Source organism: Mycobacterium sp. KBS0706 (assembly GCF_005938675.2).
Taxonomy (GTDB): domain Bacteria; phylum Pseudomonadota; class Alphaproteobacteria; order DSM-16000; family Inquilinaceae; genus Inquilinus.
Window position 1 is genome coordinate 1 of record NZ_VCCH02000011.1, and the last position, 14,808, is coordinate 14,808.

The 14,808-nt window shown below is 66.2% G+C and carries 12 protein-coding genes; 10 read left to right on the top strand and 2 right to left on the bottom strand.

The features are described from left to right. Positions 1 to 202: 202 nt before the first annotated feature. From FFK22_RS07900 to FFK22_RS07925, 6 genes are all read left to right on the top strand, one after another. A complete protein-coding gene (locus tag FFK22_RS07900; protein WP_138887339.1) occupies positions 203 to 691 on the top strand; it encodes a hypothetical protein in 489 nt (162 codons plus the stop codon). 113 nt (positions 692 to 804) lie between these two features. Beyond that, on the top strand, positions 805 to 2,850 hold the full coding sequence (locus tag FFK22_RS07905) for a DUF4139 domain-containing protein (RefSeq protein ID WP_138887338.1): 2,046 nt from the start codon (positions 805 to 807) through the stop codon (positions 2,848 to 2,850). A gap of 242 nt (positions 2,851 to 3,092) precedes the next feature. Next, entirely contained in the window at positions 3,093 to 3,401 is a 309-nt protein-coding gene (locus tag FFK22_RS07910; protein ID WP_138887337.1) for a hypothetical protein, read from the top strand. Positions 3,402 to 3,436: 35 nt separating this feature from the next. Continuing rightward, entirely contained in the window at positions 3,437 to 4,153 is a 717-nt protein-coding gene (locus FFK22_RS07915) for a YafY family protein (RefSeq protein ID WP_138887336.1), read from the top strand. Between the two features lie 300 nt (positions 4,154 to 4,453). Next, a complete protein-coding gene (locus tag FFK22_RS07920; RefSeq protein ID WP_221938468.1) occupies positions 4,454 to 5,029 on the top strand; it encodes a manganese efflux pump MntP family protein in 576 nt (191 codons plus the stop codon). Positions 5,030 to 5,097: 68 nt separating this feature from the next. Next, positions 5,098 to 5,313: a hypothetical protein gene (locus FFK22_RS07925; RefSeq protein WP_138887335.1), complete on the top strand. Its 216-nt coding sequence runs from the start codon at positions 5,098 to 5,100 to the stop codon at positions 5,311 to 5,313. Positions 5,314 to 5,366: 53 nt separating this feature from the next. Here the strand turns inward: FFK22_RS07925 and FFK22_RS07930 are convergent, their stop codons facing one another. Next, entirely contained in the window at positions 5,367 to 5,597 is a 231-nt protein-coding gene (locus FFK22_RS07930; protein WP_138887334.1) for a hypothetical protein, read from the bottom strand. 661 nt (positions 5,598 to 6,258) lie between these two features. Between FFK22_RS07930 and FFK22_RS07935 the strand changes: the two genes are divergently transcribed. Together FFK22_RS07935 and FFK22_RS07940 are read left to right on the top strand one after the other, a co-directional pair. Beyond that, positions 6,259 to 7,557 carry an AAA family ATPase gene (locus tag FFK22_RS07935; protein ID WP_138887333.1) on the top strand — a complete coding sequence of 433 codons (1,299 nt, stop codon included), beginning with the start codon at positions 6,259 to 6,261 and terminating at the stop codon, positions 7,555 to 7,557. Between the two features lie 20 nt (positions 7,558 to 7,577). Continuing rightward, positions 7,578 to 8,321: an HNH endonuclease gene (locus tag FFK22_RS07940; protein WP_221938469.1), complete on the top strand. Its 744-nt coding sequence runs from the start codon at positions 7,578 to 7,580 to the stop codon at positions 8,319 to 8,321. A 226-nt stretch (positions 8,322 to 8,547) separates the two neighbouring features. Here FFK22_RS07940 and FFK22_RS07945 read toward each other — a convergent pair whose 3' ends face one another. Continuing rightward, on the bottom strand, positions 8,548 to 12,042 hold the full coding sequence (locus tag FFK22_RS07945) for an indolepyruvate ferredoxin oxidoreductase family protein (protein ID WP_138887331.1): 3,495 nt from the start codon (positions 12,040 to 12,042) through the stop codon (positions 8,548 to 8,550). Between the two features lie 279 nt (positions 12,043 to 12,321). Here FFK22_RS07945 and FFK22_RS07950 point away from each other — a divergent pair, with 279 nt between their 5' ends. Together FFK22_RS07950 and FFK22_RS07955 are read left to right on the top strand one after the other, a co-directional pair. Further along, positions 12,322 to 13,674: an AarF/ABC1/UbiB kinase family protein gene (locus FFK22_RS07950; protein ID WP_138887330.1), complete on the top strand. Its 1,353-nt coding sequence runs from the start codon at positions 12,322 to 12,324 to the stop codon at positions 13,672 to 13,674. A gap of 103 nt (positions 13,675 to 13,777) precedes the next feature. Continuing rightward, entirely contained in the window at positions 13,778 to 14,605 is an 828-nt protein-coding gene (locus FFK22_RS07955) for a universal stress protein (RefSeq protein WP_186002365.1), read from the top strand. The last annotated feature ends 203 nt before the right edge of the window (positions 14,606 to 14,808 follow it).

Below are 14,808 nucleotides of genomic sequence, written 5' to 3' on the forward strand. Positions count from 1 at the left end.
TCGTTCTCCCTTCGCGTTCCCGGCGATGGATCCGCAAGTTTTTCCCCGCGGCGACGCAACGTCCGACCATGCCTCAGGCCCCCGCCCGATGTCCACGATCCTTCCACCTGAAACAACGGAACCCGGACGGGGGCTCGCGCCTTGATTCCCACATCGCATCGCCGGGCGTCCGGCGCGGCCGACAACCTTCGAGGAACCGCCCTTGTCCAGCTTCCTGCGCACCCTCGCCCTGACCGCCGTCGCCGTCGGCGCCATCGCCTGCGTCCCGCAGGACGGCTCCTACGGCGACGGCCCCTACAATGACGGCTACTACAGCGACGGCGGCTACAACGACGGCGGCTACACCCGGATCGACGACCGCTACCGCCGCAACCGGAACGACAATGACCGCGCCAACAGCTGCCGCCGCGCCTATGACGGCGAGTGCGACGAGGGCCGGTACGGCGGCAGCAACCGCTGCGACGACGGCACCGACACCGCCGATTGCCGCGGCTATGCCAGCCGCGACCGCGACCACGGCCCGAACAGCTGCAGCCGCGCCTATAACGGCCAGTGCGACGAAGGCCGCTACGGCGGCAGCAACCGCTGCACCGACGGCACCGACACCGCCGACTGCACCGGCGGCGGCCGGCGCAGCAATCGCCGCAGCTATAACGACGACGACGACAACAACGGCTGGCCGTTCAACTGACGGTCCGGCCCCGGCGTGGCGGACTTTTTTCCGCCACGCTCGGCCCCACATGGCCGCGGCGTCGCCATGATCGCCCGGCAAGGTCGGGTCCTCGATCCTGAAGGGGGACCCGCATGACACCGATCCGCCTCGCCTTGCCGGTCGCCGCGGCCGTGGCGTTCCTGGCCCTGCCGGCCTTCGCCGCCGAGCCGCTGGCGCTGAAGCGCGTGCTGCTGTCGACCGGCGGCGTCGGCTATTTCGAATACGAGGCCAAGGTCACCGGCAACGAGACCCTGGACCTGGCCGTGCCGCTGGACCAGGTCGACGATGTGATGAAGAGCATCGTCGTCTATGACGACAAGGGCGGCATCGGCGAGATCAGCCTGCCCGGGCGCGAGCCGCTGGCCGCCGCCTTCCGCGAGATGCCGTTCGGGCCGGAGGCGCTGGCCTCCCCCGCCGACCTGCTGAACGCGCTGCGCGGCGCCGAGGTCCGGGTCGAGGGCGCCCGCGGCGTCGCCGGCCGCATCCTGTCGGTGGTGCCCGAGACCTCGAAGGATAAGGATGGCTTGGGGATCACCCGCCACCGGGTCAGCCTGATGACCACGGGCGGGGTGCGCCAGTTCTTGCTGGAGGAAGCGGACGGGCTGCAATTCGCCGACCCGGCGCTGCAGGCCAAGCTGGATGCGGCGCTGGCCGCGCTGGCCCGCGATTCGGCCAAGGACCGGCGCACTTTGGCGATCCGCGCCACCGGCGACGGCGAGCGCACGCTGCGCGTCGGCTATGTCGTCGCGGCGCCCTTGTGGAAGACCAGCTACCGCCTGACCCTGGCCGCCGACCCGAAGGCGGACAAGGCCGCCCTGCAGGGCTGGGCGGTGCTGGAGAATATGAGCGGCGCCGACTGGGACAAGGTCGACCTGACCGTCGTCTCCGGCAACCCGGTCACCTTCCGCCAGGCGTTGTACCAGAGCTACACCGTGGCGCGGCCGGAGGTGCCGGTCGAGGTGGCGGGCCGGGTGCTGCCGCCGGTCGACGAGCGGGCCCGCGATGCCGACGGGGACGCGCTGGGCCGTGCCGCCGCCGCGGGCTCGGTCGCCCCACCGGCACCGATGGCCCGGATGATGGCGGCGCCGGCCGCCGAAGCGGTGGTCGCCGACCAGATGGACGCGGCCCCGCAGCAATTCGCCAAGGTCACCGCGGCGGAATCGGGCGAGACCGCGACCCAGGTCACGTTCCACCTGCCGGAGCCGGTGACCGTCGCCGCCGGCCATTCGCTGCTGGTGCCGATCATCGACCGCGAGATCCCGGCCAGCCGGGTTGACCTGTATCTGCCGGAGACGGAGCCGAAGCACCCGCTGGCCGCGGTCGACCTGAAGAATGACGGCCAGACCGGCCTGCCGCCCGGTGTGCTGACCCTGTATGAGCGCGGCGCCGATGGTGCGGTCGCCTATGTCGGCGACGCCCGGCTGGGGGCGCTGCCGGCCGGCGAGACCCGGCTGGTCAGCTTCGCCGTCGACCAGAAGGTGACGGTCGAGCGCGAGGACAAGCGCGACGACACCCTGGCCCGCGCCCGCATCGTCGACGGCGTGCTGGAGCTGACCACCACCCAGCGCGCCAGCGTGACCTATGCCGTGACCGGCGCCGCCGGCGAGGACCGGACGGTGCTGCTGCAGACGCCGCGCTACGACGGCTGGACCCTGACCGAGCCGGCGGAAGGCAAGGTCGAGATCGTCGCCGGCCAATACCGCATCCGCCAGGTGGTGCCGGCCGGCAAGACCGAGAAAGTGACGGTGACGCAGGAGCAGCCGCTGTCGCAGAGCATCGATCTGGCCGACGACGCCGACGACCAGATCGCCGCCTGGGCCGAGGACCGCACCCTGCCGGCCAAGGTGCGCCAGGCGATGGCGGACCTCGCCGGCCAGCTCGCGGTGATCCGCGACCACGAGGCCGAGGCCGAGCGGCTGGAGCAGCGCCAGGCCGAGATCAGCCGCGAGCAGGCGCGGCTGCGCCAGAACATCGGCGCGGTGCCGAAGGACAGCGACCTGTTCCAGCGCTATCTCGGCAAGCTGAACGACAGCGAGAGCGAGCTGGAGCAGGTCGGCACCGACCTCGCCAAGGCCCGCAAGGCGACCGACGCGGCACGGGCAACATTCCGCCAGTCGGTGCGCAAGCTGAATATCTGACCGCGACGGCCGCCTGGCTTTCGCTTCCAACACCGTCATGGCGAGCCCCGAAGGGGCGTGGCCATCCAGGGGCCGGTGCGAGCCGCCCTGGATGGCCACGGCGCTGCGCGCCTCACCATGACCGTTTGGTGTTTCCGGTTACTGAAGGCCATCACCCCTCCTGACAGAATGCTGTCAGGAGGGGTGGCGTAATCTCCCATCATCGAAGGCCCCTCCCGGGCCTCGCGGATGGAGAGACGGCGATGGCCTTCGTCACCGAGGTGGTGCTGTTCCGGGCCCGGCCGGGCATCGCGGTCGAGACCGCGGTCGAGACCGTGGTCGAGGCGGCGGAGGGCAGCCGCGCGGCGCTGGCCGGGATGGACGGCTATATCGACCGCAGCTTCGGCGTCAGCGCCGACGGGCTGTTCGGCGACATCGTGCGCTGGCGCGACCTGGCCAGCGCCGAGGCGGCGGCCGCGGTGGCGCCGGGCCTGCCCGGCTTCGACCGCTTCATGCAGGTCATCGACGGGCCGAGCGTTCGGCTCTATCACTTCAGGAGCCGTTCCCTCTGACCCTCACGCCTGCCCGTTCGGCGGGCCTGCCGCCGATGCGCCGAGCCGACCGCCTGATCCAGATCCTGCTGTTCATGCGCGGCCGCACCCTGGTCACGGCGCAGCAGCTGTCCGAGGCGCTCGAGGTCTCGGAGCGCACGATCTATCGCGACATGGCGGACCTGCTGGCCAGCGGCACGCCGATCGACGGCGAGGCCGGGGTCGGCTACCGGCTGCGCCGCGGCTTCGAGCCGCCGCCGGTGCAGTTCACCGCCGAGGAGCTGCTGGCGCTGAGCCTGGGCGCCCGCATGGTCGCGGCCTGGACCGATCCGGCCCTGGCCCGCGCCGCCGGCAATGCCGCGCGCAAGATCTCCGGCGTGCTGCCCGAAGCCAGCGCCGCCTCGCTCGACGAGGCGCCGATCCATGCGCCGAGCCGCCGGCCCTATCCGCTGGAGCTGATGGAGCCGATCCGCCTGGCGATCGCCGGGCGGCGCAAGCTGCGGCTGCATTACAGCGCGCCGGAGGCGACCAGCGAGCGGATCGTGCATCCGCTCGGCCTGTTCTTCTGGGGCAACCGCTGGACCGCCACCGCCTGGTGCGAGCTGCGCCAGGATTTCCGCAGCTTCCGCCTCGACCGGATCGACACGCTGGAGACGCTGGAGGAGCGGTTCCAGCCAGTCAGCGGCCGCACCCTCGAGGACTACCTCAACCGCGAGCGCGAGTGGCGCGAGGCGGAGGAACTGAAGGAGGCGCGCCCCCGTTCCGTTCCCTAGAGGCCGCCGCCCGAGACCGGGCGTCGACGGCCGAACGAAACCGGAGGCGTCGCGTGCGCTACATCCTGCTCTGGCTGCTCGGGATTCCGATCCCGCTCCTGATCCTGATCTGGCTGTTCTTCCGCTGACCGGCGGCGCCTTCGGGCGCCTCCGAGCGCCCCCCGGCGACACAGGGTTCAGCCCCGGCTTCATTGTGCAGCGAAGCCGAAATATCCGTTACAGAACAAACACTTGCGCTGTTGACCCATCGTCTCCGCGCAGCTATCCGGGGCCCATCGACCGTCACCCGGATGCTTGCGCGTGCCCCTCGCCACCACCCTCGGCCTCGCCCTCAGCCTGTCCATGGACGCCTTCGCCGCCGCCATCGGCAAGGGCGCGTCCGCGCGCCATATCCCGGCCCGCGCCCAGGCGGTGGAGGCGATGCGCGTCGGCGTCGTGCTGGGCGGGTTCGAGCTGGTCATGCCGCTGCTCGGCTGGGCCCTGGGCATCGCCTTCGCAGAGGCGGTGGCGGCCATCGACCACTGGGTCGCCTTCATCCTGCTCGGGGCCGTCGGCGGCCGAATGGCCTGGCACGGGATGATGCCGGAGCGGGCCTCGGCGCCGGACCGGCGGTCGAGCCTCGGCGCGCTGGTCATGGCCGGCATCGCCACCAGCCTGGACGCCACCGCGGTCGGGGTCAGCCTCGCCTTCGTCCGGATCGACATCTGGACGGCCAGCCTGACCATCGGCGCGGTCACCTTCGCCATGTGCCTGCTGGGCTTCGGGCTCGGCCGCGGCGCCGGGGCGCGGCTCGGCCGGCTGGCCGAGGTGCTGGGCGGGCTCGGCCTGATCCTGGTCGGCGCCCGGATCCTGGTCGAGCATCTGGGTGGGGGTTGAGTCCCGTCACCATTGACGGTCCGGGACATCTTTCTGAATCATGAGGTCATGAAGACCATCACGGTGCCGTGGACGATGAAACTTACCGGCGCGCCTGCGTGAGGGCTGCCGAGCGCGGCAATTCCCTCGCCGCGCTCATCAGACAATTCCTGGACGAGCTCGCCCGGGAAGATGGTGATCGGGTACAGCTTAAGCGAGAAGAGGCCGCGCTGCGGGCGTCCATCCGGTCATTCCGGGCCTCGGACCGTATTTCGCGCGACGAGATCCGCGAGTGGGACACCTGACCTAACTTTCACTCGGCGGCAAGCAGGGCATGGATGTCCTCAGCCGAAAAGTGCTAGCCGACCCGGCGACCGATCTCCTCCGGGCTCATGGGCCCGTGGCCGACCATCGCGCGCACAATCACCCAGCGTGGCGGCGCTAGCACCTGTAGCGCAAGGTCTCGCGAGACGAAGTTGATCGAGCATCCCTGATGAGGCTCGCCTCGGAACGCGGCGGCGAGACGGGCCTTGGCCTCGTCGAGGGGCGCGACGCAGATGGTCACGGTGGTCTGGGCGTGGCTCTCCATGCGGCATGTCATTCGCTCGCATGATAGCGAACGGCAGGGACGTCGTCGCGTCGCTTGCCGGCGGGTGGGCCGGCCGCAGTCTCCTGACGGCCCTGGCGACCAGGTGCGCCTCGTCGGCGCCTCCCGCGATCAGCTTCCCCCGACTGCGCCCATTTCAGTCAGGTCGTGCGGGTCCAACAGATCGCCCGGCTGGAGCACCAGGGCCAGCAACTCGACCGGCAACGGGTCAGGCTGCGGCTTCTTCGACCGGCGCCTATGTGGTGCCCAAATTCCCCTGGCCTGGCGCTGAGATCGGCGCGGGGTCGCTCCGGCGTCAAAGCCAGCCCGGAATCGTTTCGGAATCGTAATGGCCCCCGGTCAAGTTACTGCGGCGACGAAAATGTAAGACCGCGCGCCGCCCCCGGCCGGCGATCGGGCCAAGTTCGAGACGCCCCCCGAGCCGCCGAGCCCTGGTCAGATTTACTCACTGGCACGTTGAAGAGCGTACACCACGCAGTTCAGGGAGGTAGAATGCCACCGTTGAGGAAGGCGAGCGCGATGCAATACGCCTGCGGAGGTTCTTGCCGACACTGCTATAGGCCAGCATACTGCGTCGGGAACTCGCGGTTGAGTCCCACCTTTGAATCTGCGATCTTAGACGCCTTGGCAGTAAGGTCGAAAAATGACCCCAACTTTTTCCAGTATAAAAATCAATAATTGGCGTCAATTCTCAAAAATTGACATCAATTTTCATGAAAAACTGACGATCATAACCGGAGTAAATGGATCTGGTAAGAGCACCATACTTCGCATTTTGTCCCAGCATTTCGGAATTGAGAATGTGGTGCTCGCCACTCCGGGAGGCGAAGGATCTGCGGGGCCTCTATTTCTGTCAGGACTATTTGGAAGGCCAGACGTAAATCAGAACAGTATGAAATGGGAAGAAGAGGAACGGGAGATCGAGGAAGAAAATCAGGAGGATGTGGAAGAAATTGGCAATATACTTTACAGTAATGGCCAGACATCCGCACTTGCCATAAGATTCGACGGTACGTTGTCATATCATGTTGATATCCCGTCCAGACAGAATATTCGTGGGTTATTTATAGGATCTCATTGGCCGCTTAGTCCATATAGAAGAATAAGCCACATTCCAACTGACTTCTCCAACATCGAACAACACAACGGAAAATATAAACAAGTACTTCAAACAAAGTATATTCATGGACAGTCAGATATTAGTACTATCTACGTAATAAAAGAGGCCATCATTGCTATGGCGATATTTGGGTCTGGCAATGAACATGTTCAACCAGATCCTATGATAGAAGCTCATTTCAAGGAATTTAAAGAGATATTGCGCAAGATTCTTCCAACGTCAATCGGATTTCAAGACATTAGCATCAGAATGCCGGACGTTGTGATCGTCACAAAGTCCGGAGACTTCATTGTCGATGCTGCCTCTGGAGGGTTGACGACTCTGATTGAGTTAGCTTGGCAGATGTTTGTCGCTTCTAGAGATGGAACTAACTTCGTAGTGATCGTTGATGAGCCAGAGAATCACCTGCATCCCGCAATGCAGAGAACCATTCTCACTTCGCTTTTAGATATTTTTCCTGAGGCCCAATTCATTGTCGCGACGCATAGTCCATTTATTGTATCGTCGGTAAAGAATTCTTCAGTGTATGTTCTTGACTACGAAGAAAAGATAGTCGACGGCAAACCCGCTCGTTACGTAAATTCTCTGCTTCTTAACAATTTTGCCAAAGGCGGAACTGCAAGCGAGATATTGCGTACAGTACTGGGCGTCCCGGTCACAATGCCATTGTGGGCCGAGAACGAGCTGGAGGTCATCACCCGCAACTTCGATGCGCGGCAGCTTGATGACGCTTTGATTGCCGAACTTCGAAGTCGACTACAGCACGCCGGCTTATCGGAGTTTTACCCAGAAGCCCTCAGCCGAATTGTGACCGCACGATGATAAAGTTATCAAAAGGAAGTATGCCAGAAGTCCTTAAAAAAAACGGCGAAAAGTGGACTCAAATAGTTTTAGACAGAATCGCAAACAACGAGAAACCGACACCTTCAGAAACCGGTCGTTATAAGCACACCGAGATAAAACGGGCTCTTATATCTGAAACCTGTGGTAAATGCGCTTATTGTGAGAGTAAGTTACTCCATATTCATCATGGTGACGTCGAGCATTTTGTTCCGAAGTCGTTAGATCCCGCAAGAACGTTCGATTGGAATAATCTGATTCTCGCTTGTGAAATTTGCAACCAATCTAAATCTGACATTGATCCGCATATTAATTTCATTATTAATCCATATATCACGGACCCGGGTGATCACTTAATATTTTCTGGTCCTCTGATATTTTCTAAGGGCACGCCGCAAGGGAAGTCGACGATCAGAATACTGAAACTTGATCGCGCACAACTGTACGAAGCGAGAAAGGATCGGGCCGAGAAAGTAACGAAGATCATGGAGAACCTTTTCGACAGCCGATTAACGTCGGTCGAACGAAAGGCGATATACAAGGATTTAATCGATGTGGAGGCGTCGAGATCGGAGCAATATTCAGCTATGATTCGTGAAATGATCCGCTCGATAGAGTGGAGGCTGCCGAGCGATATACGCTCTGACGAGAGCACCATCGTACCGCTGTCGCCAACGCAATCTGCGGTCCTGTCAGGTCAGGAAGAGATCAGCGCCAATGTGGTTGAAAAGCCGATTGCGCCGTGAGGAACAGGCTGCGAGCTGGCTGACTGAGCAGATTGCCTCTCCGGCATAGCGAGACCGTTTTAGAAAGTCCCCGGGGTCTTCCCGGAGGCTTGTGACGATATCGGCCGAAAGCAAAATGAGTCCCCCTCCCCTTGCGGGAGGGGGGACTAAAAAGGGAAAGGCGTTGGGTATTCTGAAAAGGTCTCGCTTGCGGAAGAGGCCGCGCGCTCCGTCCGCCTCGCCCGCCCTACTCCGCCGCCAGCTTCGGTGCGGCCGGGGTGCGCAGGGTGGCCAGCAGCGCGGCCTCGCGGGCCTTGGCTTTGTCCCGGTTCTCGTCCTTGATGTGGCCGTAGCCGCGGATCTGCTCCGGCACCCGGGCGATGGCGACGCAGATCGCGTGGGTGTCCGGCCCCAGCCGGGCCAGCAGCTCCTCCACCACCGCCTCGTAATCGGCGATCAGCTGCCGCTCGCCCTTGCGCTCGGCGGTCCGGCCGAACGGATCGAGGGCGGTGCCGCGCAGCCGCTTCATCCGCGCCAAGAGGCCGAAGGCCCGCAGCATCCAGGGGCCGAAGCTGCGCTTCTTGAGATGGCCGGTCTCCGGATCCTTCTCCGAGAAGGACGGCGGCGCCAGGTGGAACTGCAGCGTGTAGCCGCCTTCGAACTGCGCCTCGATCTGCTTCAGGAAGCTGCCGTCGGTGTACAGCCGGGCGACCTCGTACTCGTCCTTGTAGGCCAGAAGCTTGTAGTAGTTCCGGGCCACCGCCTCGGTCAGCTCCTCGCGGCCCAGCTTGGCTTCCGCGGCGCGCACCTTGCCGACCAGCGCGCTGAACCGCACGGCATAGGCGGCGTCCTGATAGGCGGTCAGCTGCTCGACCCGGCGGGCGATCACCTCGTCCAGGGTCCGCGACAGCCGGTGCCCTTCCTCCTGCGGCGGCGTCGCCAGCCGCTCGACCGCGGCGAGGTCGTGGGCGGCGCGGCGGCCCCACAGGAAGGCGGCCTTGTTCATGGCGACCGCGGTGCCGTTCAGCTCGATCGCCTTCTCCAGCGCCTCATGCGACACCGGCACCAGCCCCTTCTGCCAGGCATAGCCGAGCATGAACAGGTTGGTGGCGATGCTGTCGCCGAGCAGCGCCGTGGCCAGGCGGGTGGCGTCGACCGAATCCAGCAGCTTCGGGTCGCCGCCGTTCTTCGCCACCGCCTCCAGCATCGACGCGCCGGGGACGACGAAGTCCGGGTTGCGGGTGAAGGCGCCGGTGATCGTCTCGTGGCTGTTCACCACCTGCCGGGTCAGGCCGGGATGGATCTTCGACTGCGCCTCGCCCGAGGCGGCGACCACCAGGTCGCAGCCCAGCATCAGCCGGGCGCCGCCGGCGGCGATGCGCACGGCGTGGATCTCCTCCGGCGTCCGGGCGATGCGGACATGGCTGACCACGGCGCCGCCCTTCTGGGCAAGCCCGGCCTGGTCGAGCACCGAGACGCCCTTGCCCTCGAGATGCGAGGCCATGCCCAGGAGCGCGCCGATGGTGATGACGCCGGTGCCGCCGATGCCGGTGATCATGATGCCGTAGGGCTGGTCCAGCGACGGCAGCTCAGGCTCCGGCAGAACCGGGAACAGGTCAGCCTGCCCCTCCGCCGCCGGCTTCGGCTTGCGCAGCTTGCCGCCGAGCACCGAGACGAAGGACGGGCAGAAGCCGTTGACGCAGGAATAGTCCTTGTTGCAGCTCGACTGGTCGATCGCGCGCTTGCGGCCGAATTCGGTCTCCACCGGCACCACCGACAGGCAGTTCGAGACCTTCGAGCAGTCGCCGCAGCCTTCGCACACCGCCTCGTTGATGACCACCCGGCGGGCCGGGTCCTCCATCAGGCCGCGCTTGCGGCGGCGGCGCTTCTCGGCGGCGCAGGTCTGGTCGTAGATCATCACCGAGACGCCGGGCGTCTCGCGCAGCCGCCGCTGGACGTGGTCGAGCTCGTCGCGATGCTCGACCGGCACGCCCGCCGGCAGCAGCTTGCTCTGCGTCCCGCGCTCGCCATAGATCTCCGGCCGGTCGGTGACCACGACCAGGGTCTGGACGCCCTCGGCCCGCAGCTGGGCCGCGATCATCGGCACGGTGAGGGTGCCGTCCACCGGCTGGCCGCCGGTCATCGCCACGGCGTCGTTGAACAGGATCTTGTAGGTGGCGTTGACGCCCGCGGCGAGCGCCGCCCGGATGGCCAGGCTGCCGGAGTGGAAATAGGTGCCGTCGCCGAGATTGACGAAGACGTGCTTGGTGTCGGTGAACGGCGCCTGGCCGATCCAGGCCGCGCCCTCGCCGCCCATCTGGCTGAAGGTCTCGGCCTTCCGGTCGGGCATCCAGGTCGCCATGTAGTGGCAGCCGATGCCGGCCATGGCGCGGCTGCCCTCCGGCACCCGGGTCGAGGTGTTGTGCGGGCAGCCGGAGCAGAAAAACGGCACCCGGTCGACCGCGGCCTTGACGATCTTCTTCTGGCCCTCGCGCTCCTCCAGGTAGCGGACGCGCTCGGCCAGGCCGGGATGGTCCAGGTACTTCAGCAGGCGCTTGCCGATGGCGACCGCGATCTGCGCCGGGGTCAGCTCGCCGGTCGAGGGCAGGATCCAGTCGCGCTTCTCGTCGAACTTGCCGACGATCACCGGCCGCTTGTCGGCGTGCCAGTTGTACAGCTGCTCCTTCAGCTGGTTCTCGATCAGGGCGCGCTTCTCCTCGACCACGATCAGCTCGTCGAGGCCTTCGGCGAAGGCGCGCACGCCGGTCGGCTCCAGCGGCCACGGCATGCCGACCTTGTAGATGCAGATGCCGAGCTCCGCCGCCAGCGCCCGGTCGATGCCGAGGTCGTCCAGCGCCTGGCGGACATCGAGATAGGATTTGCCGGTGGTGACGATGCCGAAGCGGTGCCGGCCGCTGTCATAGACCAGGTGGTCGAGCCTGTTGGCGCGGGCGAAGGCGAGCGCGGCGTAGAGCTTGTCGCGCATCAGCCGCTCTTCCTGCACCAGCGGCGGGTCGGGCCAGCGGATGTTGAGGCCGCCGGGCGGCATGGCGAAGTCTTCCGGGAGCACGATCTGGACCCGGTCCGGATCGACATGCACCGAGGCCGAGCTGTCGACATTCTCGGCGATGGTCTTGAAGCCGACCCAGAGGCCGGAATAGCGGCTCATCGCCCAGCCATAGAGGCCGTAGTCCAGGATCTCCTGGACGTTGGTCGGGTTCAAGACCGGCATCATATGGGCGATGAAGGCGTGCTCGGACTGGTGCGGCACGGTCGAGGATTTGCAGGCATGGTCGTCGCCGGCCAGGGCCAGGACGCCGCCGAATTTCGAGGTGCCGGCGAAGTTGGCGTGCTTCAGCACGTCGCCGGTGCGGTCGACGCCGGGGCCCTTGCCGTACCAGATGCCGAACACGCCGTCATGCTTGGCGCCGGGCCACAGCCCGACCTGCTGGCTGCCCCAGACCGCGGTGGCGCCGAGATCCTCGTTCAGCCCGGGCTGGAACTCGATGTTCTGCTTCTGCAGGAACTTGCGCGCCGCCCACAGCGCCTGGTCGTAGCCGCCGAGCGGCGAGCCGCGATAGCCGGAGATGAAGCAGGCGGTGTTCAGCCCGGCGGCTTCGTCGCGCCGGCGCTGCATCAGGGGCAGGCGGACCAGCGCCTGGATGCCGGTGAGATAGATGCGGCCGGAGTCGAGGGTGTATTTGTCCTCGAGGCTCACGGAAGCAAGCGCCGTTGCCGTCATCGATGCCTCCCGAAAGGCCGCCGATCTGTCGCCGCGGCCACCCCTCAATAGGTAATCTTCTTTCGCCCCGGGGACAATCACGCCAGGGCTACGGGAGCAAGAAAGCAACGGGAAACCGACAGTATTGCTGTCCTTGATCCAAGATTTCCAGTTGTCTCGAAATCGCGACGGAAACGAACCTGGTCGGCCGGGCTGCGACACCGCCGGGGGTGACGGATCGACCTTGTGCCCCTAGATAGGTCTGGCGGCCGGGCCCGGCCGCGCGACCCCGGTTGGATCATGGCCGACGAAGAGAACAGTTTCGGCGGACGCCTGCGCCGCTATGCCCGAGTCTCCGGCGCCATGGGCGGCCTGGCCGCCCGGGTGGCGGGCGAGCGCTATCTCGGCCTCAAGGTCGACCGCGAGGCGCATGCCAATGAGCTGCGGGCGGCGCTTGGCGGGCTCAAGGGCCCGCTGATGAAGGTGGCGCAGATGCTGGCCACCATCCCCGAGGCGGTGCCGAAGGAATACGCGCAGGAGCTGCAGCAGCTGCAGGCCGACGCCCCGTCGATGGGCTGGCCGTTCGTCAAGCGCCGCATGGCGAGCGAGCTGGGGCCGGCCTGGCAGGGCAAGTTCCAGAGCTTCGAGCATGAGGCGGCCGCCGCGGCCTCGCTGGGACAGGTGCACCGGGCGGTCGGGCTCGACGGCAGGCGCCTCGCCTGCAAGCTGCAATATCCGGACATGCAATCGGCGGTCGAGGCCGACCTGAAGCAGCTGAAGCTGATCCTCGGCATCTTCGAGCGCTACGACAAGACCGTCTCCACCAAGCAGATCCACGCCGAGATCTCGGAGCGGCTGCGCGAGGAGCTGGACTATTCGCTCGAGGCCCGGCACTCGCAGCTCTATGCCGAGATGCTGGCGCAGGAGCCGAACGTCCATGTGCCGGAGGTGGTGCCGGAGCTGTCGACCAAGCGCCTCCTGACCACCACCTGGCAGGACGGCAAGAAGATCCTGACCTTCGTCGAGGGCAGCGAGGAGCAGCGGGCCCAGCTGGCGCTGAACATGTTCCGGGCCTGGTATGTGCCGCTGTACTTCTACGGCGTGATCCATGGCGACCCGCATCTCGGCAACTATTCGGTGCGGGAGGATGATTCGATCAATCTGATGGATTTCGGCTGCATCCGGCTGTTCCCGCCCAGCTTCGTCGGCGGGGTGATCGAGCTGTACCGGGCGCTGGAGACCAATGACCGCGACCGCGCGGTCGCCGCCTACAAGACCTGGGGCTTCAAGAACATGACCAATGAGCTGGCCGACGTGCTGAACGTTTGGGCCGGCTTCCTGTACGGCCCGATCCTGGAGAACAAGGTCCGGCTTATCGGCGAGGCCAAGAACGGCGTCTATGGCCGCGAGACCGCCGAGCAGGTGCACAAGGAGCTGCGCCGGGTCGGCGGCATCGAGGTGCCGCGCGAGTTCGTATTCATGGACCGGGCGGCGCTCGGCCTCGGCTCGGTCTTCATCCACCTCAAGGCCCGGGTGAACTGGCATACCCTGTTCAACGAGCTGATCGCCGATTTCGACCAGGACATCCTGGCCAAGCGCCAGGCCGCGATCCTGAAGACGCACGGCCTGACGCCGCCGGTGGCGGGCGCCTGACCCGGCGCCCAAGCGGGACGCAGCCATGCGGGGCACCGAAACGCTGGATCGGCGGTTTCCATGGGAGGACAATGCCCATGGATCCGAGAGCCCCGGAGGTTTCATGACCATCCAGCACCTGCTCGTTCCCCTCAGCGGCCATGCCGGCGATCGCGCCGCGCTCGATGCCGCACTGCGGGTCGCCAAGCGCTTCGACGCCTCGGTCGAGGTGCTGTCGCTCCGCCCCGACCCGCAGCGGGTCCTGGCCTATACCGGGGCCGAGATGGCGGTCGCCACCAGCATGCTGCTGGAGGGCGCGGAGAAGGCCTCGAACGAGGTCGCCGCCCGCAACCGCGCCGTGTTCGACGCCGCCGCGGCCGAGGCCGGCATCGGGCCGGAGGTCGAGTTCCGCGAGGAAACCGGCGGCGAGACGGCCGTGATCGGCCATCGCGGCACCGTCGCCGACCTGATCGTCACGCCCGGCCCGGGCCAGGACCCGAACGCCAGCCGGGCCGTGCTGGAGGCCGCTCTGTTCGAGACCGGCCGGGCGGTTCTGATCGTGCCCGGCCCGGTGGCGGAGGATTTCGCCGAGCGCATCCTGGTCGCCTGGGACGGCGGCAAGGAGGCGTCGCGCAGCGTCGCCGCCGGCCTGCCCTTCCTGGAGGCGGCGACGGCGGTCAGCGTCTACACCCGCGACGAGGGCGAGGACCGCTGCACCGCGGCCGAGCTGGTGCGCTATCTCAGCCGCCATGGCGCGCCGGCGAACCGGATCGCCGAGGACGATCCGAAGCAGGGGGTCGATGCCGCCATCCTGGCCGCGGCCCAGCGCAGCAATGCCGGGCTGATCGTGATGGGCGGCTACAGCCACAGCCGGTTCCGCGAGATGATCCTGGGCGGCGTCACCGAGCACATGCTGTTCCACGCCGACCGCCCGGTGCTGATGGCGCATTGATCGGGCCCGGACGCGGGGCTTCCCGCGTCCAGGCGCTTCCGCTAGTCTCGTGCTGCCGTCAGCGATGACGGCAGCCACGGACGAGGATTTCCGGTGACCATCGCCGGCACCCAGCACGACACCCTCACCACCGCCTGCGGCGGCGGATGGGTCGTGCCTGCCCTCGTTTCCACCATCGGGCGACCGTTCCCGGCGCGCTGACC